Annotated in this window: 18 protein-coding genes; 13 read left to right on the top strand and 5 right to left on the bottom strand. The window is 52.2% G+C overall.

Translation table 11 applies throughout. From position 1 onward, the window contains the following. The first annotated feature begins 159 nt into the window (after nucleotides 1-159). The 4 genes from maeA to OGV89_RS04645 all read left to right on the top strand — a co-directional run bounded on the left by maeA (nucleotide 160) and on the right by OGV89_RS04645 (nucleotide 4664). The gene (maeA, locus tag OGV89_RS04630) at nucleotides 160-1857 is read left to right on the top strand and encodes a malate dehydrogenase (protein ID WP_003836239.1); all 1698 of its coding nucleotides are present in this window, start codon (nucleotides 160-162) and stop codon (nucleotides 1855-1857) included. Between the two features lie 308 nt (nucleotides 1858-2165). Beyond that, complete coding sequence (locus OGV89_RS04635) at nucleotides 2166-3881, top strand: ABC-F family ATP-binding cassette domain-containing protein (RefSeq protein ID WP_286558217.1); 1716 nt, start codon at nucleotides 2166-2168, stop codon at nucleotides 3879-3881. Between the two features lie 220 nt (nucleotides 3882-4101). Further along, the gene (locus OGV89_RS04640) at nucleotides 4102-4380 is read left to right on the top strand and encodes a type II toxin-antitoxin system RelE/ParE family toxin (RefSeq protein WP_003836234.1); all 279 of its coding nucleotides are present in this window, start codon (nucleotides 4102-4104) and stop codon (nucleotides 4378-4380) included. Continuing rightward, nucleotides 4380-4664: a HigA family addiction module antitoxin gene (locus OGV89_RS04645; protein ID WP_003836231.1), complete on the top strand. Its 285-nt coding sequence runs from the start codon at nucleotides 4380-4382 to the stop codon at nucleotides 4662-4664. The genes OGV89_RS04640 and OGV89_RS04645 overlap by 1 nt, the downstream gene beginning before the upstream one ends. Nucleotides 4665-4707: 43 nt before the next feature. Here OGV89_RS04645 and OGV89_RS04650 read toward each other — a convergent pair whose 3' ends face one another. The 4 genes from OGV89_RS04650 to fdnG all read right to left on the bottom strand — a co-directional run bounded on the left by OGV89_RS04650 (nucleotide 4708) and on the right by fdnG (nucleotide 10034). Further along, nucleotides 4708-5310, bottom strand: a complete 603-nt coding sequence (locus OGV89_RS04650) for an inorganic diphosphatase (protein ID WP_115454849.1) — start codon at nucleotides 5308-5310, stop codon at nucleotides 4708-4710. A 129-nt stretch (nucleotides 5311-5439) separates the two neighbouring features. Further along, complete coding sequence (gene fdnI / locus OGV89_RS04655; RefSeq protein WP_003020054.1) at nucleotides 5440-6096, bottom strand: formate dehydrogenase-N subunit gamma; 657 nt, start codon at nucleotides 6094-6096, stop codon at nucleotides 5440-5442. Continuing rightward, nucleotides 6089-6973 carry a formate dehydrogenase N subunit beta gene (fdnH, locus tag OGV89_RS04660; protein WP_003833024.1) on the bottom strand — a complete coding sequence of 295 codons (885 nt, stop codon included), beginning with the start codon at nucleotides 6971-6973 and terminating at the stop codon, nucleotides 6089-6091. Before fdnH ends, fdnI begins: the two co-directional genes overlap by 8 nt. 13 nt (nucleotides 6974-6986) lie before the next feature. Beyond that, nucleotides 6987-10034: a formate dehydrogenase-N subunit alpha gene (fdnG, locus tag OGV89_RS04665; protein WP_085952501.1), complete on the bottom strand. Its 3048-nt coding sequence runs from the start codon at nucleotides 10032-10034 to the stop codon at nucleotides 6987-6989. Nucleotides 10035-10321: 287 nt separating this feature from the next. Between fdnG and yddG the strand changes: the two genes are divergently transcribed. From yddG to OGV89_RS04680, 3 genes are all read left to right on the top strand, one after another. Next, on the top strand, nucleotides 10322-11203 hold the full coding sequence (yddG, locus tag OGV89_RS04670; RefSeq protein ID WP_003020082.1) for an aromatic amino acid efflux DMT transporter YddG: 882 nt from the start codon (nucleotides 10322-10324) through the stop codon (nucleotides 11201-11203). A 460-nt stretch (nucleotides 11204-11663) separates the two neighbouring features. Further along, nucleotides 11664-12746, top strand: a complete 1083-nt coding sequence (gene ompD, locus OGV89_RS04675; RefSeq protein WP_003836220.1) for a porin OmpD — start codon at nucleotides 11664-11666, stop codon at nucleotides 12744-12746. Between the two features lie 83 nt (nucleotides 12747-12829). Next, nucleotides 12830-13270, top strand: a complete 441-nt coding sequence (locus tag OGV89_RS04680; RefSeq protein ID WP_003836219.1) for a GFA family protein — start codon at nucleotides 12830-12832, stop codon at nucleotides 13268-13270. 3 nt (nucleotides 13271-13273) lie between these two features. On the opposite strand, the gene OGV89_RS04685 is transcribed toward OGV89_RS04680, so the two are convergent. Next, nucleotides 13274-14758, bottom strand: a complete 1485-nt coding sequence (locus OGV89_RS04685) for an MFS transporter (RefSeq protein WP_003836218.1) — start codon at nucleotides 14756-14758, stop codon at nucleotides 13274-13276. Between the two features lie 116 nt (nucleotides 14759-14874). On the opposite strand from OGV89_RS04685, the gene OGV89_RS04690 reads away from it, so the two are divergent. The 6 genes from OGV89_RS04690 (at nucleotide 14875) to narI (ending at nucleotide 23753) form a co-directional block, all read left to right on the top strand. After that, nucleotides 14875-15453, top strand: a complete 579-nt coding sequence (locus OGV89_RS04690; RefSeq protein WP_003843697.1) for a TetR family transcriptional regulator — start codon at nucleotides 14875-14877, stop codon at nucleotides 15451-15453. Nucleotides 15454-15664: 211 nt separating this feature from the next. Further along, nucleotides 15665-17050 carry a NarK family nitrate/nitrite MFS transporter gene (locus OGV89_RS04695; RefSeq protein ID WP_003843699.1) on the top strand — a complete coding sequence of 462 codons (1386 nt, stop codon included), beginning with the start codon at nucleotides 15665-15667 and terminating at the stop codon, nucleotides 17048-17050. Nucleotides 17051-17099: 49 nt separating this feature from the next. After that, nucleotides 17100-20840: a nitrate reductase subunit alpha gene (locus OGV89_RS04700; protein WP_200002912.1), complete on the top strand. Its 3741-nt coding sequence runs from the start codon at nucleotides 17100-17102 to the stop codon at nucleotides 20838-20840. Further along, nucleotides 20837-22381, top strand: a complete 1545-nt coding sequence (gene narH, locus OGV89_RS04705; protein WP_003020103.1) for a nitrate reductase subunit beta — start codon at nucleotides 20837-20839, stop codon at nucleotides 22379-22381. Before OGV89_RS04700 ends, narH begins: the two co-directional genes overlap by 4 nt. After that, nucleotides 22381-23076 (top strand): nitrate reductase molybdenum cofactor assembly chaperone, encoded by a 696-nt coding sequence (narW, locus tag OGV89_RS04710; RefSeq protein WP_003843701.1) that lies wholly within the window; start codon nucleotides 22381-22383, stop codon nucleotides 23074-23076. The genes narH and narW overlap by 1 nt, the downstream gene beginning before the upstream one ends. Then, nucleotides 23073-23753: a respiratory nitrate reductase subunit gamma gene (gene narI / locus OGV89_RS04715; RefSeq protein ID WP_003020109.1), complete on the top strand. Its 681-nt coding sequence runs from the start codon at nucleotides 23073-23075 to the stop codon at nucleotides 23751-23753. Before narW ends, narI begins: the two co-directional genes overlap by 4 nt. Nucleotides 23754-23790: the final 37 nt, after the last annotated feature.

Genomic DNA, 23790 nt, shown 5'->3' on the forward strand with positions numbered 1-23790 from the left:
GTAACGAGATAAACACCATTGCAACCGCAGTGGTGTTTTTGCTTATAAAACCCCTTAACCCATTCACAATGCTTTATACTTCGCCCGTTTCCCTGGCGCACAGGCCACATACGATCATAAAGAGCGCCAGGGACGGTTATTCAAAAAAGAGTGAGTGACATGGAAAACGAAACTAAAAAACTGCGTTCCCTTTACATCCCTTACGCTGGCCCGGTACTGCTGGAATTCCCTTTACTGAATAAAGGGAGCGCCTTCAGTGTGGAAGAACGCCGTAACTTCAACCTGCTGGGGTTACTGCCAGAAGTCGTCGAAACGATTGAGGAACAGGCTGAACGCGCCTGGATCCAATATCAGGGCTTCAAAACCGAAATCGACAAACATATTTACCTGCGCAACATCCAGGACACCAACGAAACCCTGTTTTACCGACTGGTGCATAATCACCTGGATGAGATGATGCCAGTTATCTATACCCCAACGGTCGGCGCAGCCTGTGAGCGTTTCTCTGAGATTTATCGTCGTGCGCGCGGCGTGTTTATCTCTTATCAGAACCGCCACAATATGGACGATATCCTGCAAAACGTCCCTAACCACAATATCAAGGTCATCGTTGTCACCGATGGCGAACGTATTTTAGGTCTTGGCGATCAGGGGATCGGCGGGATGGGCATTCCAATCGGTAAACTGTCGCTGTATACCGCATGTGGCGGAATTAGCCCGGCCTATACACTTCCGGTGGTACTGGACGTGGGGACCAACAACCAGCAACTGCTGAACGATCCGCTGTATATGGGCTGGCGCAATCCGCGTATCACTGATGATGAATACTACGAATTCGTTGATGAATTCATCCAGGCCGTGAAGCATCGCTGGCCGGACGTGCTGTTGCAGTTTGAAGATTTCGCCCAGAAAAACGCTATGCCACTGCTGACCCGTTATCGCGATGAAATTTGCTCATTTAACGACGATATTCAGGGCACCGCGGCGGTTACCGTCGGTACGCTGATTGCGGCTAGCCGCGCGGCCGGAAGCCAGCTGAGCGAACAAAACATCGTCTTCCTCGGCGCGGGTTCCGCCGGATGCGGGATCGCCGAGCAGATCATTGCGCAAATCCAGCGAGAAGGTTTAAGCGAAGAAGCGGCGCGTCAACGCGTATTCATGGTCGATCGCTTCGGCCTCTTAACCGACAAAATGCCGAACCTGCTCTCCTTCCAGACCAAACTGGTGCAAAAACGCGAAAATCTGCAGCACTGGGATACACAAGAAGATGTCCTGTCGTTGCTCGATGTGGTCCGCAACGTTAAACCTGACATCCTGATCGGGGTTTCCGGACAGGTTGGTCTGTTTACCGAAGAGATCATCCGCGAAATGCACAAGCATTGTCCGCGTCCGATCGTCATGCCGCTGTCTAACCCGACTTCTCGTGTAGAAGCCACGCCGCAGGATATTATCGCCTGGACCGAAGGCAACGCGCTGGTTGCGACCGGTAGCCCGTTTGCACCGGTAGTGTGGAAAGAGAAAACTTACCCGATCGCCCAGTGTAATAACGCGTACATCTTCCCGGGTATTGGCCTTGGCGTGATTGCTTCTGGCGCGTCGCGCATCACTGATGAAATGCTGATGTCGGCCAGTGAAACGCTGGCACAGTATTCACCGCTGGTGCTCAACGGTGAAGGACTGGTGCTACCGGAACTGAAAGATATTCAGACGGTTTCTCGTGCCATTGCCTTTGCTGTCGGTAAAATGGCCCAGCAGCAAGGTGTGGCGGTGAAAACCTCCGCCGAAGCGCTGCAACAGGCTATTGACGATAATTTCTGGCAGGCGGAATATCGCGACTACCGTCGTACTTCTATCTGACGGTTTGCCCGGCGGCACATTGCTGCCGGGCGTGCAAAGTTTGCGCGAAAGCGTAATTTGCGATTACACTTTCGCTACCGATCAACACTCTGAAAAACAAAAGGAGGATACTTATGCTGTACTGTGAACGTTTTATCGTTTCACATGCTTTTGGCGATCGCCAGTGCTCAAGCGTTATCGGTATCGTGCTGCGATAACTTTGCTTGAGCGAAGCTAACTTCTAAATCCCCTTCTCTCGGGCTTACCGGGTTATCGTCAGCGATGTTTGACGAGGCGTTTTCACGCCTGTAACTCTTGAGTAAGCAACAATGAGCACATTACTAACCGCACAATCCTTACACGTTGATACGGCATTCGGCACGCTATTCGACGATCTTTCCTTTACCCTGAAAAAAGGCGACCGCATCGGGCTTATCGGTTACAACGGCTGCGGAAAAAGCACGCTGTTAAAACTGCTCGATGGCACGATTTCGCCCACCAGTGGAGCAATCGCGCAAGCGAATCACTGCCATCTCGCGCGTGTAGAACAACATCTACCTGACGATATACTGCCTCTTACGCTGCAGGAAGCCGTTCTCGCTCAACTTCCTGAGCATGAGCGTGCGGCTCAACAATGGCGGGTTGAAGCGCTGCTTGCCGAAATGGGGTTCACGCCAGAGAATTTATCTCTGACAGCGCAAACGTTGAGCGGTGGCCAGCACACACGCTTGCTATTAGCGCGGGCGCTGATGCGTAATCCTGACCTGCTGCTGCTGGATGAACCTGGTAACCATCTGGATTTGCCAACATTACTGTGGCTGGAGCAGTTCTTACAGAACTGGTCTGGCAGTTTTGTGGTGGTTTCCCACGACCCGCAGTTGCTGGACGTGGTGACTCACGGAACGTGGATCCTACGCGATCGCACTCTCCATGCCTTTGATCTACCCTGTAGCGCGGCACGTCAGGCGCTGGCAGAAAGAGACGTCAGCGATGCTCTGCGCCACAAGGCTGAGCAAAAAGAGATAGACCGGGTTACCGCCAGCGGCAAACGGCTGGCAACCTGGGGGCGGGTCTACGACAACGAAGATCTCTCCCGCAAGGCCAAGCAGATGGAAAGACAGGTGCAGCGCCTGAAAGAGGTGCAGACAGAAGTGACGGCAGGAAGTCAGTGGACACTAACATTGCAGGGTGATTCCCTGCGTGCAGATCGTTTGCTGGAGATGACTAATCTGTCTGTAGCCCCTGCTCCCAACGCAGATACACTGTTTTCCATTGCCAGTATCCGGTTAAAAAGCGGCGATCGCGTGGCGATTGTCGGGCGTAACGGTTGTGGGAAATCATCGCTGTTAAGGCTTATCTGGCAACAGTTTCAATCACAGCTGGCATCGCCTTCACTGGTGTTGCACCCGCGCGTTACGCTGGGCTATTACGATCAGACGCTGCATCAGCTTGCTGATAACGATTCATTGTTTGACGCGCTGGAAGCGTTTGCCCCGCAGCCAGAGATTCGCAAGATGGCGCTGATTAGCGCGGGTTTTCCGTGGATTCGTCATACGCAGAGGGTCAGTACATTAAGCGGCGGTGAGCGCTCCCGGCTGCTGTTTGTGGGGCTGACGCTTGCGCGCTACAGTCTGCTGATGCTCGATGAACCGACCAACCATCTGGATATGGAAGGTAAAGAGGCGCTGGCAGAAACGCTACAAAGCTATAACGGCGGCGTGTTGCTGGTCAGTCACGACCGCCAGCTTATCAGCCAAAGCTGTAACCGGTTCTGGTTAATCGACAATGGCGAACTCAGTGAATGGCACGATCTGGAGGCGGTCAATGCGCGTATTAGAGAAACGTCCGCGGAGATAACCGTTCCCAAAACAGTGGTCGATGCGAAAGTTGAAATAAGCTGTGACAGCGATGGATTGCTGGAACAACTCCTCGATCTGGAACAGCGTCTGGCCGACGATCTCGCCCGCAAGCCGAAACATCAAAAACCGCTGTTACAGGCGCAATGGCGTAAAGAGATTGAGCGTCTGAACTCACAACTGAAGTAATCTTTATTGCCGGATGGCGCAAGCTTATCCGGCCTACACCAGCAAAATGCGCGTGTAGGCCTGCCATCCGGCAATTCTTGCGTGACGCTTTCCAGATATTCCCCTTCTCCCTTTTTCTTTTAGCGCATTCGCCGCACAATTTTAAAAATCGCAATCTTGGCGTTGCGCTTCACGGAACATTAATGGTAGTGTTCCTCTTGAAGGAACAAGGATGATACGGATGATCATGAACTTCAGACACAAGGGATTGCGAGATTTGTTTCTTCATGGAAGAACATCAGGCGTTATGGCGAAACATGTCCGACGATTACGACACAGGCTTGCCGTTATTGATGCGGCAAGCAAGGTTACAGATATCAATATGCCCGGTTATAAGCTACATCCTCTGGTAGGTGATCGTGATGGCATATGGGCAATAGCTGTTTCAGGTAACTGGCGTATTACGTTTGAATTCGTCAATGGCGACGCGTACATACTGGACTACGAGGACTATCATTGATGAAGATGGCAAATCATCCCCGTCCTGGGGATATCATTCAGGAAGCGCTGGAAGAACTCAATGTCAGCCTGCGCGAGTTTGCCAGAGCTATGGAGATTGCACCTTCAACGGCAAGTCGACTATTAACCGGGAAAGCAGCCCTAACGCCTGAGATGGCGATTAAACTCTCTGTGGTGATTGGCAGCTCACCCGAAATGTGGTTAAACCTGCAAACTACCTGGAGTCTGGCAGAGGCCCAAAAAAGCGTGGATATTTCACGCCTGCGTAAGCTGGCAGTACAGTGATAAAAGTAAATGCCGGATAAACTTTTGCCATCCGGCATACCATTTATTGCTGCGGTTTTTTCTCTTTCCAGGCATCCCAGGCCTGTTTGATCTCTTGCTTTGCCGTAGCGGCGTCGTTGAAACCGTTTAATTCGACCTTCTTGCGCCCTTCCGGCAGATCTTTGTACACGCGGAAGAAAGATTCCAGACGTTGAACTTCAATCTTGGGCAGATCGCTCAATTCTTTGATGTTGTCATAAGTGGGGTCAATTTTACTGGCCGGCACGGCGACAATTTTGTCGTCCTTTTCACCGCCGTCGATCATCTTCAGGACGCCTATTGCGCGCAGCTTAATCAACGTCCCCGGAGCCAGCGGCGCACGAGTATAAAAGATAACATCCAGCGGGTCGCCGTCACCGGCTAAAGACTGGGTTAGTGAACCGTAGTTGGCGGGATAGACAACTGGCATAGACTGGAAGCGATCGGCAACGATAAACCCGGTTTTGGCGTCGGTTTCATATTTAATCATTCCACCTGCCGGGATTTCGGTTACGGCATAAAACTCTTCCGGGTTATTCTCCGGCTGAGGAAATTCGAGGATGTTCTGCGCCTGAGCTGAAGCACAAAGAAACACGCTGACTGCGAGTAGTTTTTTCACCAGATGCATTGTCTTTTAACTCTTCTATTATTGGAAAGACAACACCTTACGTTCAGCAGATGACAGAAACATGACGTTTTTTTGGCAAAAAAATGGCGCTACCGATGTAGCGCCATTGCGTAGAGGGAACATCAGGGATTAGTTAACCCCTTCCTCGCTCTCTTTTTTCGCTTCTTGTCTTTCAACTTCGCGATACCAACGTGGGTGATGTTTCTTCGCCCAGCGACGGCTCACCTTCCCTTCAACCATGCCTTTAATCGAACCTTTCACCCAGAATGCCATATACATATGGATGAGGATGGCGTGCATCAGGATAATCCCCGCCGCCGCATGGATCAGCAGGCTATAGCGCACAACCTGCATCGGGAAGAACTGCGCAAAGTATGGACGCCAGATAATAATACCGGTAATCAGCAGCACGAAAATCATGCTCATGATCGACCAGAACATCATTTTCTGCCCGGCGTTGTACTTGCCCACATCCGCTACTTTGTGTTCATTGCCTTTCAGCACTTCCACAATGTTTTTCAGCCACGGAATATCTTTTTTATCCGGGATGTTGTGGTGCACAAAGCGCACAAACATGAACATTAGCGCGACGAAGATCAGTATGCCGAAGAACGGGTGCAAAATGCGTCCCATCTGCGGCGTACCGAAGGTTTGCGTCAGCCATTGCAGAGTCGGGAAGAAGAACGAAATCCCCGACAGCGCCACCAGGAAGAAGCAGATCACCACCGTCCAGTGACAGGCGCGGTCGATAAACTTCGTGCGCACAATCATTTTCGACTTACTCATGATGATCCTCCTCGTCGTCGTCCACTTCCTTATTCGGACCGATACCAATGTAGTGGTAAATCAGCCCGGCGAAGGTGGCGATAAATCCGGCAGCGGCCAGCGGTTTCAGCGCCCCTTTCCACAGATTGATAGAGGTATCGATCTGCGGATCTTTCGGCAGGCCGTGATACAGCTCCGGCTGGTTGGCATGATGCAGAACGTACATAACGTGCGTACCACCCACACCTTCCGGGTTGTAGAGACCGGCGTGTTCGAAACCGCGTGCTTTCAGTTTTGCCACACGCTGTTCGCCCATTTCCAGCATTTCCTGCTTGGTGCCGAAATGTATTGCCCCGGTCGGACAGGTCTTCACGCAGGCAGGTTCCTGCCCGACGCTGACCCGGTCGACACACAGCGTACATTTATACACGCGGTTATCCTCTTTATTGAGGCGCGGAATATTAAATGGACACCCGGCAATACAGTAGCCGCAGCCAATACAGTGTTCTGACTGGAAATCGACAATCCCGTTGGCGTACTGGATGATTGCCCCGGCAGACGGGCATGCCTTCAGGCAGCCCGGATCTTCACAGTGCATACAGCCATCTTTACGAATCAACCACTCCAGCTTGCCGTTCTGTTCGGTTTCGGTAAACCGCATCACCGTCCAGGACTTGGCGCTGAGATCGGCGGGGTTGTCATACACCCCGACGCAGTGGCCAACTTCATCGCGGATATCGTTCCACTCTGAGCATGCCACCTGACAGGCCTTACAGCCTATACAGGTGGAAACGTCGATCAGCTTCGCGACCTCGGCTTTGTAATCACGGGCCTGAGGCGGCGGCGTGATGGAGTTTGTTGCGGACCGTTTGATGATGTCCTGCGTTTCCATAGACATATGTTCGCCTCCCTTACGCCTTCTCGATGTTAACTAAAAACGCTTTGTATTCCGGCGTTTGCGAGTTTGCATCACCGACATTCGGCGTCAGGGTGTTGGCGATAAAGCCTTTACGCGCGACTCCTTCAAAGCCCCAGTGGATTGGGATCCCAACCGTTTCAACCTGTTGACCGTTGACGTTCAGGGTACGCAGACGACGGGTCACCACGGCAACTGCACGAATAAATCCACGTTTGCTGCTAACTTTCACGTGATCGCCGTTGTTGATCCCTTTCGCTGCCGCCAGCGTTTCGCTGATTTCCACAAACTGCTCTGGCTGGGCAATCGCATTCAGCAATGCGTGCTTGGTCCAGGTATGGAAATGTTCGGTCAGACGATAGGTCGTCCCGACGTACGGGAAGTCCTGTTTCGTGCCCATACGGAGTTTATCCGCCTCGTACAGACGCGCTGCCGGGTTGGAGATCACATTCGGGTGCAGCGGGTTAGTACCCAGCGGCGTTTCCATCGGCTCGTAGTGTTCCGGGAACGGACCTTCCGCCATCTTATCGATAGCAAACAGACGCCCCAGCCCTTCCGGCTGCATGATAAATGGATTGGTGCCACTGCCCGGTGCCGCGGTATTGAAGTCCGGGATATCGTTACCCGTCCACTTCGTACCGTTCCACTGGATAAGCATGCGTTTTGGATCCCACGGTTTACCCTGTGGATCCGCCGAAGCGCGGTTATACAGCACGCGACGGTTCAGCGGCCATGCCCAGGCCCAGCCCAGCGTATTACCCAGACCTGACGGATCGGCGTTATCGCGATTGGCCATCTGGTTGCCCTGCTCGGTCCAGCTACCGGTATAAATCCAGCAGGATGATGACGTAGAACCATCATCGCGCAGCAACGCAAAGCTGTTGAGCAACTGACCTTTCTTCGCAACCAGTACACCGTTGGCATCATAGAGATCTTCCAGCGCATAGCCGTTGTTCTCTTTCGCCACTTCCTCTGAGTGCGGTTCGTCCGGCTGCTTATAGTTCCAGCTCATTTTCAGAACGGGTTCTACAGCTTTACCGCCTTCAGTGCGATACATGTCTCGCAGACGGTGGTAAATACCGGCCAGAATTTCGCCGTCGTTGCGGGCTTCGCCCGGTGCGTCCTGACCTTTCCAGTGCCACTGCAGCCAACGGCCGGAGTTGGCGATGGAGCCGTCCTCTTCCGCAAAGCAGGTAGAAGGCAAACGGAAGACTTCGGTCTGAATCGACGCAGGATCAACGTCGTTTGACTCACCGTGGTTCTGCCAGAACGTTGAGGTCTCGGTCACCAGCGGATCGATAACCACCAGATACTTCAGTTTGCTGAGGCTCTGCACCACTTTGTTTTTGTCCGGGAAGGACGCAACCGGGTTAAAGCCCTGACAGATGTAGCCGGTGACTTTTCCGCTATCCATCATGTTGAAGTATTTGATTACGTCATAGGACTGATCCCACTTCGGCAGCCACTCAAAACCCCAGTCGTTTTCTTTCTGTGCAGCATTGCCGTAGAAAGATTTCATCAAGCTGACGAAGAACTTCGGATAGTTGCCCCAGTAGTTAACCTGATCGGCCAATGTCGCTTTTGGCGTGTTCGCGGCCAGATAGGTTTGCAGGTCTGTCTGTTTCTCTGACGGCAGCATCAGGTAGCCCGGCAGGCTGGTAGAGAGCAGACCTAAGTCGGTTAACCCTTGAATGTTGGAGTGACCGCGCAAGGCGTTGACACCGCCACCTGCCATCCCCATGTTGCCGAGCAGCAACTGGATCATCGCCATGGTGCGGATGTTCTGCGCCCCGACGGTATGCTGAGTCCAACCCAGCGCGTACAGGAACGTGGTGGTGCGATCCGCTGCGCTGGTGGAAGCCAGCACTTCGCAGACTTTCAGGAAGTCTTCTTTCGGCGTACCACAAATGTTTTCCACCACATCCGGCGTGTAGCGGGAAACGTGCTGTTTTAGCAGGTTCCAGACACAGCGAGGATGGCTTAACGTTTCATCGCGTTTCGCGTAGCCGTTTTCATCGAACTGGTAGTTCCAGGACGATTTATCATATTGGCGTTTGTTTGCGTCATAACCGCTGAACAGACCGTCTTCGAAAGCAAAGTCATCCCGCACCAGCAGGCTGGCGTTGGTGTAATGCTTAACGTATTCAGCGTTGATTTTGTTGTTTTCAATCAGGTACAGCAAGACGCCGGACAGGAACGTAATGTCCGTGCCGGAACGAATTGGCGCATAGATATCCGCCACCGAAGCTGTACGTGTAAAACGAGGGTCAACAACAATCAGCGTGGCATCATTGTTGTTTTTTGCTTCCATCGCCCAGCGGAATCCCACCGGATGTGCTTCAGCGGCGTTACCGCCCATCACCATCACGACGTTAGCATTTTTAATATCAACCCAGTGGTTGGTCATCGCACCGCGACCAAATGTTGGAGCAAGACTTGCTACCGTTGGTCCGTGTCAGACGCGCGCCTGGTTGTCTACTGCCAGCATGCCGAGTGAGCGCACAAATTTTTGCGTCAGCATACCGGTTTCATTACTTGCCGCCGATGCACACAACATCCCAGTTGAAAGCCAGCGGTTTACCGTTACGCCCTGCTCATTCTTCTCGATAAAGTTGGCGTCACGGTCAGTTTTCATCAGCTTCGCGATACGGGTGAATGCTTCATCCCAGCTGATACGCTGCCATTTGTCGGAACCAGGGGCGCGATATTCCGGGTAACGCAGACGGTTTTCACTGTGCACGTAATCCAGTAATCCAGCGCCCTTAGGACATAATGCCCCGCGGCTCACCGGATGATCCGGATCCCCTTCAATATGGTAAATCGACTCTTTGGCGTTTTTTGCTCCATCTCCCAGGCTATACATTAATAGCCCGCAACCTACGGAACAGTATGTGCAGGTGTTTCGGATCTCTTTGGCGCGTAACAGCTTATAGTTTCGCGCCTGAGCCAGTGCCATTTTGGGTGCAAAACCCAAAGCGGCCACTGTTGTTCCCGCCATACCGCCCGCGCAGATTTTAAAAAATTGTCTGCGGCTGACGTCCATTGCTTTCCTCTTTTTTGCAGGGGTTCGTACATGAAATCTCTCAAATTGCGCCAGCGCAGCAGTCTGAAAGATGCCATGTACAACTTCGCGACGAAACTATCAGCTATATCCATATTTTTTTTGCGTCAAATCAATAACGAAACGGTTCCGCTACTAAATAGTGCACTTTGTTTAACCCTTGTACCCATAAGGGAGTATGGGAAAGGCAATTAATTAGCGCGCTACGGTATAAAAGTGCTATAAATTTCAGCTTAAATTTTTGCCAGTACCATGGACAGACAATCAGAATGACAAAACAAAAGGCAACGTTAATTGGGCTCATTGCCATCGTGCTCTGGAGCACGATGGTCGGACTCATGCGTGGGGTAAGTGAAGGACTGGGTCCTGCAGGCGGCGCAGCAATGATTTTTTCGTTAAGTGGTCTGTTGCTGATTTTTACCGTCGGCTTTCCGAATATCAGAAAAATTCCTGTGCGCTATTTAATCGCTGGTAGCGTGCTTTTTGTTACTTATGAAATATGTTTAGCGCTGGCTCTCGGTTATGCGGCTACTCGTCACCAGGCTATTGAAGTCGGTATGGTCAATTATCTCTGGCCGAGTTTGACGATATTGTTTGCTATTTTATTTAATGGTCAAAAAACAACCTGGCTGGTGATCCCTGGATTAATTATCGCATTGACCGGGGTTTGTTGGGTATTGGGTGGTGAAAACGGTCTTAACCTTGATGAAATTATCAGCAATGTTGCCAGCAGTCCGCTGAGCTATTTTCTCGCCTTTCTCGGCGCTTTTATCTGGGCAACGTATTGCACGGTGACCAATAAATATGCAAAAGGCTTTAACGGCATCACCGTGTTCGTTTTACTAACAGCCGCAAGTTTGTGGATTTACTATTTTATGACTCCGCAACCAGAAATGATTTTCAGCACTTCGGTGACTATTAAAATGTTCTCAGCGGCATTAACGTTAGGATTTGCCTATGCGGCGTGGAATATTGGCATTTTGCATGGCAACGTGACCATCATGGCCGTAGGATCCTATTTTACCCCTGTGCTCTCTTCTGCACTGGCTGCTGTGTTACTCAGTGCACCGCTTTCGCTATCTTTCTGGCAGGGCGCACTGATGGTCTGCGCGGGTTCGCTACTTTGTTGGCTGGCAACGCGCCGCGCCTGAAAAAAAACCGGGTTTTATCACAAACAAATAAAACCCGGCTATACTTTAGACAAATTGATGAATAATAATTGTTCATTCCACTTGCGATTTATGTTTTCATTTGTTTAATTAAATGTTAAATACATGGTAATTAGTTAACACACGAAAATATTATGCGGTTATCTATATCCATTCATATGCATATATTACACATGCGGAACTAACGCCATTTAAATCATAGCCCTGACAATAGTCCCCTACGTAAATATACCCATTCAGATTTGTCACATATAAAGATTAATACAATCAACCATATTATGTAGATCTGGATCACACAACTTCAAATATTTCGCAATATTATGAAACTTATTATTGAACTTATACCACTGCGTCATTTAAAAATAGTTTGCCATTGACGAACCCCTTCGTTTAGCAATGGTTTAGGAAACACACCAAGAAAAAATTATAAGGATTATTTAGAATGAAACTTAAATTAGTTGCAGTGGCAGTGACTAGCCTGTTGGCGGCAGGTGCGGTAAACGCAGCTGAGGTATATAACAAAGACGCAAACAAACTGGATATCTACGGAAAAGTTCACGCTCAGCACTACTTCTCTGACGACAACGGCAGCGATGGCGACAAAACCTACGCGCGTCTGGGCTTCAAAGGTGAAACTCAGATCAATGACCAGCTGGTTGGTTTTGGTCAGTGGGAATATGAATTCAAAGGCAACCGTTCTGAATCCCAGGGCTCTGAAGCAGACAAAACTCGTCTGGCATTCGCTGGTCTGAAATTCGCTGAATACGGTTCTTTCGACTACGGTCGTAACTACGGCGTGGCCTACGACATCGGCGCATGGACCGACGTCCTGCCTGAGTTCGGTGGTGATACCTGGACCCAGACTGACGTATTCATGACTGGCCGTACTACCGGCGTTGCAACCTACCGTAACACCGACTTCTTCGGTCTGGTTGAAGGTCTGAACTTTGCTGCTCAGTACCAGGGCAAAAATGACCGTGACAACCTGAAAGAAGCTAACGGTGACGGCTTCGGTCTGTCTACCACTTATGAGTATGAAGGCTTTGGCGTAGGTGCTACCTATGCGAAATCTGACCGTACCGACAAACAGTCTGTCGGTAACGGCGGTTTCATGGCTTCCGGTAAAAACGCTGAAGTATGGGCCGCTGGTCTGAAATATGATGCGAACAACATCTACCTGGCAACCACCTACTCTGAAACCCGCAACATGACCACCTATGGTGGCTCCGGTGTTACTGGTATTGCAGATAAAGCACAGAACTTTGAAGTAGTTGCTCAGTACCAGTTCGACTTCGGTCTGCGTCCGTCCGTTGCTTACCTGAAATCCAAAGGTAAAGACATCAACGGTTACGGCGACCAGGATCTGGTTGAATACGTAGACCTGGGTGCTACTTACTACTTCAACAAAAACATGTCCACCTTCGTTGATTACAAAATCAACCTGCTGGATGACAACAACTTCACCAATGCAGCGAAAGTGTCAACTGACAACATCGTGGCTGTTGGTCTGAACTACCAGTTCTAATTTTGTTGTAGTCAGAATACAAAGCCAGTCCTTCAAGGGCTGGCTTTTTCTCTTGATGTAGACTCGGTCATAAGGAGTATGCCGTGCAGACATTCACTGGTCGTTGTCTTTGCGGACAGAGTCATTTTACCGTCGACGTCGAAATGCTGGATGTCTATGCCTGCCATTGTACGCTGTGTCAGAAATGGTCTGGCGGCATCGCCATGTATCTGGAAGCCAGCGCTCACCCGCTGATGTCACCAGAATCGGTAGAACCTTCGCACTTTCCTTCCTCAAATCGTGGTGAACGGTTCTTCTGTTCCGGCTGCGGATGCCCACTGTGGTTTACGTTGACGGACAGCGATCGCTACTTTATTCCGTGGACACTTCTGGAGCTTAATGAGGTAGATCGCCGCCGCCTGATATTAGCAGCAGAAATCTATACGGAAACACAGCCTGCGTTCTGGAGATTGACGGGGCAATACGCTCGACTGAGTGGGAAAGAAGTCGAAGAGATGGATTACCCCTGTCATTTAGCTCACTAGTTATTAACGTTGTACCTTTGCCAGACTGAACCACATTCCTATCGCTAATACGATAAGCATGCTGCCGGCGCTGCTTAAGGCCACGCTATGTGACCAGGTGAACGCTTCTCTGGCAGCCGTCAGCAATGCCTCACTCAGTGACGACGGGAGCGAGTGCGCCAGTTGTACCGCCTCCCCCATTGACGATGAGGCACGTTCCATTTCCTGCGGATTAAGTCCGGCTGGCGGCAGAATCGATGCAGAAAAGCTACGGCTCAACAGCAAACCAAAAATAGCTATCCCAAGTCCGGCTCCCAGTTCATAAGCCATTGTCTCGATGGCACCCGCGGCCGCGGCTTTTTCCGCAGGTGCTGCTGCCATGATAGCCGCTGTTGAAGCCAGAAGCGCACTGGCGGCGCTGAAGCCGAGCAAAGCCATCAAAATCCAGGCTTGTACCTGTTGGCTACTGAAATCCGTCATCGCCAGGCCGTAAAAGCTAACAGCGCTCAGCGCCATACCCGCCGTCGCCACACATCGTAATCCCAGACGTGAAACCAACATACCGGCAATCGGTCCGCTGAAACCACTTGCCAGCATCACCGGCAGCATGAACAACCCTGCCTGATACGGTGTTAAGCCGTGGACAAACTGTAGCTCCTGAGCCATCAGTAACTCGAAACCCACCAGCGTTATCATCGCGGTCATCGCCATCACTACGCCACTTAAGATTATGCGATGTGTGAACAACCGCATATCAATCATCGGGCGGGCTGCCGCAAGCTGGATGCGGACAAACTGCCACAACAGCAAAGCGCCGGTTAACAGCGTCAGGGCGATGGCAACGGTCGCCGTATGCCCTTTCAGCGCGGTTTTGGCGCTGTAAACCAGCAGCAGAATGGCAACAATCAGCATTATCGCATGACCAAAATTTAACGATTGATCGCGACGTCCAGCCTGACGCGGCACTAAGCGTGCGGTTAAGGCCATTACCACCAGGACAATCGGTACATTAATTAAGAATACTGATCCCCAGTAGAAGTGCTCCAGTAGCATCCCGCCAACCAGTGGGCCAAACGCCGCACCGCCGGAACCAACCGCGGCCCAGACGCCGAGCGCCATATTACGATGCCGTTGCTCAGCGAACGTGGCGCGAATCCCCGCAAGCGTTGCCGGCACAATCATCGCCGCGCCAATCGCCAACACGGCCCGGGTGACAATCAGCCAGCTGGCGCTATGAGCAAAAGCGGCCGCCAGTGATGCCAGACCAAACAAGCCTCCACCTAACAGCAGCAGGCGTTTAAAGCCGATGCGATCGCCCAGCGCGCCCATTGGCAATACCATACCTGCCATTACCAGGGAATAAATATCAATGATCCACAGCAGCTCGTTGCCACTGGCACCCAGCGTCATACTCAGCGTGGGCGCGGCAACGTGCAGCACCGTTGCATCAATCGCAACAGGGATGTAGACCAGCACAATAATCACTAACGTTAACCACTGACGAAACATAAAACTCCCTTCAAAACTGAAACTGGACACACGTCCAGGTTCGGCGATCCTACGGAAATTTGAACGTATGTCCAACTTTTTGTTAGACTGCGTGCTAAACGGATATGGGAGGAACGATGAGCTATCTAAATCGGGATGAACGTCGGGAAGTGATTCTGCAGGCGGCAATGCGCGTCGCGCTTGAGGAAGGATTTACCGCCATGACGGTGCGGCGTATTGCCACGGAAGCTCAGGTGTCAACCGGCCAGGTGCATCATCACTTTACGTCTGCCGGCGAGTTAAAATCCCTCGCTTTTGTGCAACTGATCCGTACTCTTCTGGATGCCGAACTGGTCAGCGCAAACGCCAGCTTCCGTGAACGGCTGCATGCCATGCTGGGCAGCGAAGATGGCGGGTTCGAACCCTATATAAAACTATGGCGTGAAGCGCAGGTTCTGGCGGATAAAGATCCGGAAATCAAAAGCGCTTACCTGCTGACCATGCGGATGTGGCACGAAGAAACCGCAGCTATCATCTCTCAGGGACAGAAAGCCGGTGAGTTTTCTCCAGGCCCGGATGCTGCCGATGTGGCGTGGCGTTTAATTGCGTTGGTATGCGGTCTGGATGGCATCTATGTATTAGGCATTGAAGAAATGGCCGATCCTGCATTCGAACGCCACCTGGATCGTATGATTACGTTAGAGTTAGTTAATTGATGTTATAGATGAATTAATAATACATCTTTTATATTTACAATTGGTAACACTTAAGCAACGTGTAATTCCCTCATCACGCCGCGTTATTGCGCTTTTTTATCTATTCTTTCAGTCAATATTCCCAAAACTTTTCAATAGTTTCTAAAAGAACCCGCGCGGCGCTGTATGCGTTTATTTCTTTTTCATGAACGGCATGTGCATGGAGAATAATATGTCAGCATCAAATGAGAAAAATAATCGTTATCTTTTAACTGACTGGAAACCCGAAAATCCTGCCTTTTGGGAAAACAAAGGTAAGCACATTGCCCGAAGAAACCTCTGGATATCAGTGAGTTGCTTGCTGCTTGCGTTTTGCGTCTGGATGTTGTTCAGCGCTGTTGCTGTCAATCTGAATAAAATTGGTTTTAATTTTACCACCGATCAACTGTTTTTATTAACGGCATTACCTTCTCTTTCTGGTGCAATATTGCGCGTTCCCTACTCCTTTATGGTACCTATATTTGGGGGGCGCTGTTGGACCATTTTTAGCACCGTCATTCTGGTTATTCCCTGCGTCTGGCTCGGTTTTGCCGTGCAAAATACCGCTACTCCGTTTGGCGTATTTATTATCATTGCGCTGATGTGTGGGTTTGCTGGCGCTAACTTTGCCTCCAGCATGGGTAATATCAGTTTTTTCTTCCCCAAAGCGAAGCAAGGCAGCGCACTAGGCATTAACGGTGGCCTCGGCAACCTCGGTGTCAGCGTGATGCAGTTGATCGCGCCGCTGGTGATCTTTCTCCCCATTTTTACCTTCCTGGGCGTGCAGGGCGTACCACAAGCTGACGGATCGTTACTGTCACTGGCCAATGCCGCATGGATTTGGGTGCCGCTACTGCTGATAGCGACCGTGGCAGCGGGCATAGGAATGAACGACATTGCCAGTTCGAAGGCCTCAATTGCCTCCCAACTACCGGTCCTCAAGCGTTTTCATTTGTGGTTATTAAGTCTGCTGTATCTCGCCACCTTCGGTTCGTTTATCGGTTTTTCAGCAGGCTTTGCCATGCTGGCGAAAACACAGTTCCCTGACGTGAATATTCTGCAACTGGCGTTCTTTGGGCCCTTCATCGGTGCGCTTGCGCGATCGGCGGGCGGAGTAATCTCTGACAAGTTTGGTGGTGTGCGTGTCACCTTAATTAACTTCATCTTTATGGCACTGTTCAGCGCCCTGCTGTTTCTCACTTTGCCCGGCTCGGGCGAAGGAAGCTTTATCGCGTTTTACCTAGTGTTTATGGGCTTGTTCCTGACCGCGGGTCTGGGAAGCGGTTCGACCTTCCAGATGATTGCGGTGATCTTTCGCAAAATCACCATTTACCGGGTGAAGCTGCACGGTGGTACTGATGAACAGGCCCAGCGTGAGGCGGTAACCGATACCGCCGCCGCCCTGGGATTTATCTCCGCAATTGGTGCTGTCGGGGGCTTCTTTATCCCGAAAGCGTTTGGTTCATCGCTGGCGCTGACCGGATCTCCGGTAGGCGCCATGAAAATATTCCTTGTGTTCTACATCGTCTGCGTGCTGGTGACCTGGCTGGTTTACGGCCGTAAATCACAAAAAAAATAGTCATCTTTTGGCCTGTGTAGGCAACGTTATTCGAAGCAGGAGTTATGTCATGAGTAAACTGTTAGACCGCTTTCGCTACTTTAAACAAAAGGGCGATACGTTTGCCGAGGGGCATGGGCAAGTAATGCACACCAACCGGGACTGGGAAGACAGCTATCGTCAGCGCTGGCAGTTCGATAAAATTGTGCGATCTACCCACGGCGTTAACTGTACCGGCTCATGCAGCTGGAAAATCTACGTCAAAAACGGGCTGGTAACCTGGGAAACTCAGCAAACCGACTACCCGCGTACCCGCCCTGACCTGCCAAATCATGAGCCCCGTGGCTGCCCACGCGGCGCAAGTTACTCGTGGTATCTCTACAGCGCTAACCGCCTGAAATATCCACTGGTGCGTAAACGCTTAATCGAATTGTGGCGCGACGCCCTGTCCCGCCAGCCCGATCCGGTGCTGGCCTGGGAATCCATTATGAACGACCCGCAAAAATGCCAGAGCTACAAGCAGGTACGCGGGCGCGGTGGGTTTATCCGTTCCAACTGGAAAGAACTTAATCAACTGATTGCTGCTGCCAACGTCTGGACGGTGAAAACCTACGGCCCGGATCGTGTGGCCGGATTCTCTCCCATCCCCGCAATGTCGATGGTCTCCTATGCCGCAGGTACGCGCTATCTCTCGCTACTGGGCGGAACCTGTCTGAGCTTCTATGACTGGTACTGCGACTTACCGCCCGCGTCACCGATGACCTGGGGCGAGCAGACCGACGTTCCTGAATCCGCCGACTGGTATAACTCCAGCTATATCATCGCCTGGGGCTCTAACGTGCCGCAGACCCGTACCCCGGACGCACACTTTTTTACTGAAGTACGCTACAAAGGCACCAAGACGATTGCCATTACGCCAGACTACTCGGAAGTCGCCAAACTGTGCGACCAGTGGCTGGCACCGAAACAAGGGACAGACAGCGCGCTGGCAATGGCGATGGGCCACGTCATCCTGAAAGAGTTCCATCTCGACAATCCCAGCGATTATTTCCTCAATTACTGTCGTCGCTATACCGATATGCCGATGCTGGTGCTGCTGGATGCCCGCGAAGATGGTAGCTACGTGCCTGGACGCATGATGCGCGCCTCAGACCTTGTTGATGGTCTCGGCGAAAGCAACAATCCAGAGTGGAAAACGGTGGCTTTCAACCGCGAAGGTGAACTGGTTGTCCCGAATGGATCCATCGGTTTTCGCTGGGGCGAGAAAGGCAAATGGAACCTGGAACCCCTGGCGGCTGGCGCTGAAACTGAACTTTCCCTCTCGCTGCTTGGTCAGCATGATGACGTGACCGGCGTGGCATTCCCCTATTTTGGCGGCAACGAAAACCCACATTTTCGCAGTGTAAAACAAGAACCAGTGCTGGTCCGTCAACTACCGGTAAAATATCTTACCCTCGCTGACGGTAGCCGTTGCCCGGTGGTGAGCGTCTATGATCTGGTGCTGGCGAATTACGGCCTCGACCGTGGTCTGGATGATGTTCATAGCGCACAAGATTACAGCGAAGTAAAAGCCTACACCCCGGCCTGGGGTGAGCAAATTACCGGCGTGCCACGCCGTCATATCGAACAAATCGCCCGTGAGTTTGCCGATACCGCGCACAAAACGCATGGCCGTTCGATGATCATCCTCGGGGCTGGCGTTAACCACTGGTATCACATGGACATGAACTACCGCGGGATGATTAACATCCTGGTGTTCTGTGGTTGCGTGGGACAAAGCGGCGGCGGCTGGGCGCACTATGTGGGTCAGGAGAAACTGCGTCCGCAAACCGGTTGGTTGCCGCTGGCCTTTGCGCTGGACTGGAACCGCCCACCGCGTCAGATGAACAGCACCTCGTTTTTCTACAACCACTCCAGTCAGTGGCGTTATGAAAAACTCACCGCGCAAGAGCTCCTCTCTCCGCTGGCCGATGCGTCGAAGTTTAGCGGACATTTGATTGACTTTAACGTACGAGCTGAACGAATGGGCTGGCTGCCCTCTGCGCCGCAGCTTAACCTTAACCCATTGACCGTCAAAGCGAAGGCAGAACAGGCTGGGTTATCTCCTGCGCAATACACTGCCCAAGCGCTGAAGTCGGGTGATATTCGTTTTGCCTGCGAGCAGCCAGATAGCGGCAAAAACCACCCACGCAACCTCTTCGTCTGGCGCTCTAACCTGCTCGGTTCCTCCGGTAAAGGGCATGAATACATGCTCAAGTATTTACTGGGTACCGAAAGCGGGATCCAGGGGGAAGCGCTCGGTTCAAGTGAGGGTATTAAACCTGAAGAGGTTGAATGGCAGTCCGCGGCGATAGAGGGCAAGCTCGATCTGCTGGTCACGCTCGATTTCCGTATGTCCAGCACCTGTTTGTTCTCCGATATCGTTTTGCCAACCGCTACCTGGTATGAAAAAGACGATATGAACACCTCGGATATGCATCCGTTTATTCACCCGTTGTCCGCGGCGGTCGACCCGGCATGGGAATCGAAGAGTGACTGGGAAATTTATAAAGGCATCGCCAAAGTGTTCTCCGAGGTATGTGTGGGACACCTTGGACAAGAAACGGATGTGGTGTTGCAACCACTGCAACACGACTCTCCGGCAGAGCTGGCGCAGCCGTTTGACATTCTGGACTGGCGCAAAGGCGAATGCGATCTCCTTCCGGGGAAAACGGCACCAAATATCGCCGTTGTGGAACGTGACTACCCCGCTACCTACGAACGCTTTACTTCACTCGGTCCGCTCATGGACAAGCTAGGTAACGGTGGGAAAGGCATTGCGTGGAATACCCAGGCGGAAGTCGATTTCCTCGGCAAGCTGAACTACACCAAACGCGAAGGCCCGGCAAAAGGCCGACCGCTGATTGACACCGCGCTGGATGCCTCTGAGGTGATCCTCGCCCTGGCGCCGGAAACCAACGGTCAGGTGGCGGTAAAAGCCTGGGAAGCGCTGGGGGCGATGACCGGACGCGACCATACGCATCTGGCGTTGAACAAAGAAGACGAAAAGATTCGTTTTCGCGATATCCAGGCGCAGCCGCGCAAAATCATCTCCAGTCCTACCTGGTCCGGCCTTGAAAGCGAACATGTCTCCTATAACGCAGGCTATACCAACGTTCACGAGTTGATCCCATGGCGTACCCTGTCCGGTCGCCAGCAGCTGTACCAGGATCACGCGTGGATGCGAGCGTTCGGTGAAAGTCTGGTGGCGTATCGTCCGCCTATCGATACCCGTAGCGTCAGTGAAATGCGCGAAGTTCCGCCTAACGGCTTCCCGGAAAAAGCCCTCAACTTCCTGACGCCGCACCAGAAATGGGGGATCCACTCTACCTACAGTGAAAACCTGCTGATGCTGACGCTTTCGCGCGGCGGCCCAATTGTCTGGATCAGCGAGACCGATGCCAAAGAGCTGGGCATTGAGGATAACGACTGGATTGAAGCCTTCAACGCCAACGGTGCGCTCACCGCGCGTGCAGTGGTGAGTCAACGCGTGCCATCGGGAATGACCATGATGTATCACGCTCAGGAGCGAATCATGAATATCCCTGGCTCGGAAGTCACCGGGATGCGTGGCGGGATCCATAACTCGGTCACCCGCGTCTGCCCGAAACCCACGCACATGATTGGCGGCTATGCGCAACTGGCATACAGCTTCAACTATTACGGGACGGTCGGCTCTAACCGCGATGAGTTCATCATGATTAGAAAAATGAAAAACATTAACTGGCTGGATGATGAAGGTCGCGATCAGGTACAGGAGGCGAAAAAATGAAAATACGCTCACAGGTAGGCATGGTTCTTAATCTGGATAAGTGCATCGGCTGCCACACCTGCTCCGTCACCTGTAAAAACGTCTGGACCGGGCGTGAAGGGATGGAATATGCGTGGTTTAACAACGTCGAGACTAAACCGGGGATTGGTTATCCGAAAAACTGGGAAGATCAGGAAGAGTGGCAAGGCGGCTGGGTTCGCGATGTCAACGGCAAGATAAGACCGCGTCTGGGCGGTAAGATGGGCGTGATCACCAAAATTTTCGCCAACCCGGTGATCCCGCAAATCGATGATTACTATGAACCGTTTACCTACGATTATCAGCATCTGCATAGCGCGCCGGAGAGCAAGAATCAGCCCACCGCGCGTCCGCGTTCGCTGATAGATGGTAAACGGATGGACAAGATTATCTGGGGTCCAAACTGGGAAGAACTGCTTGGCGGCGAATTTTCAAAACGTGCCCGCGACCGTAACTTCGAGAAGATGCAAAAGGAGATGTACGGTCAGTTCGAAAACACCTTTATGATGTATTTACCGCGCCTGTGCGAGCACTGTCTGAATCCAAGCTGTGTCGCCACCTGCCCGAGCGGTGCTATCTATAAGCGTGAAGAAGACGGCATTGTGCTGATCGACCAGGACAAATGTCGCGGTTGGCGCTTGTGCATCAGCGGCTGTCCGTACAAAAAAATCTACTTTAACTGGAAGAGCGGTAAGTCAGAGAAGTGCATTTTCTGCTACCCGCGTATTGAGTCCGGCCAGCCGACGGTGTGTTCAGAAACCTGCGTTGGGCGTATCCGTTATCTCGGGGTATTGCTGTACGACGCCGACCGTATCGAGGAAGCAGCGAGCACTGAGCATGAAACCGATCTCTACGAGCGTCAGTGCGATGTGTTCCTCAACCCGAACGATCCGGCGGTGATTGAAGAGGCGCTAAAACAAGGTATTCCACACAACGTCATTGAAGCAGCCCAGCGCTCGCCGGTTTACAAAATGGCGATGGACTGGAAGCTGGCGCTACCGCTGCACCCGGAGTATCGCACCCTGCCGATGGTCTGGTATGTGCCGCCATTGTCACCGATTCAGTCGGTCGCCGACGCGGGCGGACTGCCGCACAATGGCAACATTTTACCTGCGGTTGAGTCGCTGCGAATTCCGGTTCAGTACCTCGCCAATATGCTCAGTGCGGGTGATACCGGTCCGGTGCTGAGGGCGCTCAAACGGATGATGGCCATGCGCCACTATATGCGTGCGCAAACCGTAGAAGGCGTCACGGACACCCGCGCGATTGAGGAAGTGGGTCTGAGCGTTGAGCAGGTCGAGGAGATGTATCGTTATCTGGCCATCGCCAACTATGAAGACCGCTTTGTGATCCCGACCAGTCACCGCGAAATGGCGCGTGATGCCTTCCCGGAGAAAAACGGCTGCGGATTTACCTTCGGCGACGGTTGTCATGGTTCCGACACCAAATTCAACCTGTTCAACAGCAGCCGTATTGATGCCATCGACATCACCGAAGTGCGCGATAAAGCGGAGGGTGAATAATGCAAATCCTGAAGGTTATCGGCCTGCTGATGGAGTACCCCGACGAGCTGCTATGGGAGTGTAAAGACGACGCGCTGGCGCTTGTGGCCAGCGATGCCCCCATGCTTAGTGATTTTAGCCAGGAGCTGCTCAATGCGCCGTTACTGGATAAACAAGCCGAATGGTGCGAAATCTTTGACCGGGGTCGGGCCACCTCTCTGCTGCTGTTTGAGCATGTGCACGCCGAGTCCCGTGACCGGGGCCAGGCGATGGTTGATTTGTTGGCGCAGTATGAAAAGGTCGGGCTGCAGCTAAACTGTCGCGAACTGCCGGATCACCTGCCTTTATATCTTGAGTACTTAAGCGTGTTACCGGAAGCGGAAGCCAAAGAAGGACTGCAGAACGTCGCACCGATTCTGGCGTTGCTTGGCGGGCGCTTAAAACAGCGCGATACGCCGTGGTATCAACTGTTTGATGCCCTGTTGCAGCTTGCCGGAAGCCCTCTTTCGAGTGACAGTGTCACTAAGCAGGTTGGCACGGAAACGCGCGACGATACCCGACAGGCGCTGGATGCAGTCTGGGAAGAGGAACAGGTGAAGTTTATCGAAGATAATGCCACCGCCTGTGACAGTTCACCGTTACAAAACTATCAACGACGCTTTAGCCAGGACGTGGCACCTCAGTATGTCGACGTCAGCGCGGGAGGCCCGAAATGATACAGTACCTGAACGTCTTTTTTTACGATATCTATCCGTACCTGTGCGGTACGGTGTTTATCCTCGGCAGTTGGCTCCGCTACGACTACGGGCAATACACCTGGCGCGCGTCTTCCAGCCAGATGCTGGACAAACGCGGCATGGTGTTGTGGTCAAACCTGTTCCACATCGGTATTCTGGGGATCTTTTTCGGGCACCTGTTTGGCATGTTAACGCCGCACTGGATGTATGCCTGGTTCCTGCCGATTGCGGTAAAGCAGCAGATGGCGATGATTGCCGGCGGACTTTGTGGCGTGCTCACACTGGTGGGTGGCGCTGGCCTGCTGGTGCGCCGGTTGACTAACCCGCGCATTCGCGCAACCTCCTCGACCGCCGATATTCTGATCCTCTGCGTTCTGCTGATTCAATGTATTCTCGGTTTAACCACTATCCCGTTCTCTGCACAGCACCCTGACGGCAGTGAAATGCTAAAACTGGTCGGTTGGGCGCAGTCGGTGGTGACCTTCCAGGGCGGTGCGTCTGCGCATCTGGATGGCGTGGCGTGGATTTTCCGTGTGCATCTGGTTCTGGGGATGACCATTTTTCTGCTGTTCCCGTTCACCCGACTGGTCCACGTGTGGAGTGCGCCGTTTGAGTACTTTACCCGCCGTTATCAGATAGTGCGTTCGCGTCGCTAATTTCCTCTGCTGCCCGGTAGCGCTAGCGCTTACCGGG

It is taken from the genome of Citrobacter sp. Cf125 (genome assembly GCF_030333935.1).
GTDB lineage: Bacteria > Pseudomonadota > Gammaproteobacteria > Enterobacterales > Enterobacteriaceae > Citrobacter > Citrobacter freundii.

Bases quoted from the DNA above. Each gene is read 5' to 3' on its own strand.
- fdnI (WP_003020054.1), bottom strand. From the start codon at position 6,096: ATGAGTAAGTCGAAAATGATTGTGCGCACGAAGTTTATCGACCGCGCC.
- narW (WP_003843701.1), top strand. From the start codon at position 22,381: ATGCAAATCCTGAAGGTTATCGGCCTGCTGATGGAGTACCCCGACGAG.
- OGV89_RS04690 (WP_003843697.1), top strand. From the start codon at position 14,875: ATGAGCTATCTAAATCGGGATGAACGTCGGGAAGTGATTCTGCAGGCG.
- OGV89_RS04635 (WP_286558217.1), top strand. From the start codon at position 2,166: ATGAGCACATTACTAACCGCACAATCCTTACACGTTGATACGGCATTC.
- ompD (WP_003836220.1), top strand. From the start codon at position 11,664: ATGAAACTTAAATTAGTTGCAGTGGCAGTGACTAGCCTGTTGGCGGCA.
- narI (WP_003020109.1), top strand. From the start codon at position 23,073: ATGATACAGTACCTGAACGTCTTTTTTTACGATATCTATCCGTACCTG.
- maeA (WP_003836239.1), top strand. From the start codon at position 160: ATGGAAAACGAAACTAAAAAACTGCGTTCCCTTTACATCCCTTACGCT.
- OGV89_RS04650 (WP_115454849.1), bottom strand. From the start codon at position 5,310: ATGCATCTGGTGAAAAAACTACTCGCAGTCAGCGTGTTTCTTTGTGCT.
- OGV89_RS04645 (WP_003836231.1), top strand. From the start codon at position 4,380: ATGAAGATGGCAAATCATCCCCGTCCTGGGGATATCATTCAGGAAGCG.
- OGV89_RS04695 (WP_003843699.1), top strand. From the start codon at position 15,665: ATGTCAGCATCAAATGAGAAAAATAATCGTTATCTTTTAACTGACTGG.
- OGV89_RS04640 (WP_003836234.1), top strand. From the start codon at position 4,102: ATGATCATGAACTTCAGACACAAGGGATTGCGAGATTTGTTTCTTCAT.
- yddG (WP_003020082.1), top strand. From the start codon at position 10,322: ATGACAAAACAAAAGGCAACGTTAATTGGGCTCATTGCCATCGTGCTC.
- fdnH (WP_003833024.1), bottom strand. From the start codon at position 6,973: ATGTCTATGGAAACGCAGGACATCATCAAACGGTCCGCAACAAACTCC.
- narH (WP_003020103.1), top strand. From the start codon at position 20,837: ATGAAAATACGCTCACAGGTAGGCATGGTTCTTAATCTGGATAAGTGC.
- OGV89_RS04685 (WP_003836218.1), bottom strand. From the start codon at position 14,758: ATGTTTCGTCAGTGGTTAACGTTAGTGATTATTGTGCTGGTCTACATC.
- OGV89_RS04700 (WP_200002912.1), top strand. From the start codon at position 17,100: ATGAGTAAACTGTTAGACCGCTTTCGCTACTTTAAACAAAAGGGCGAT.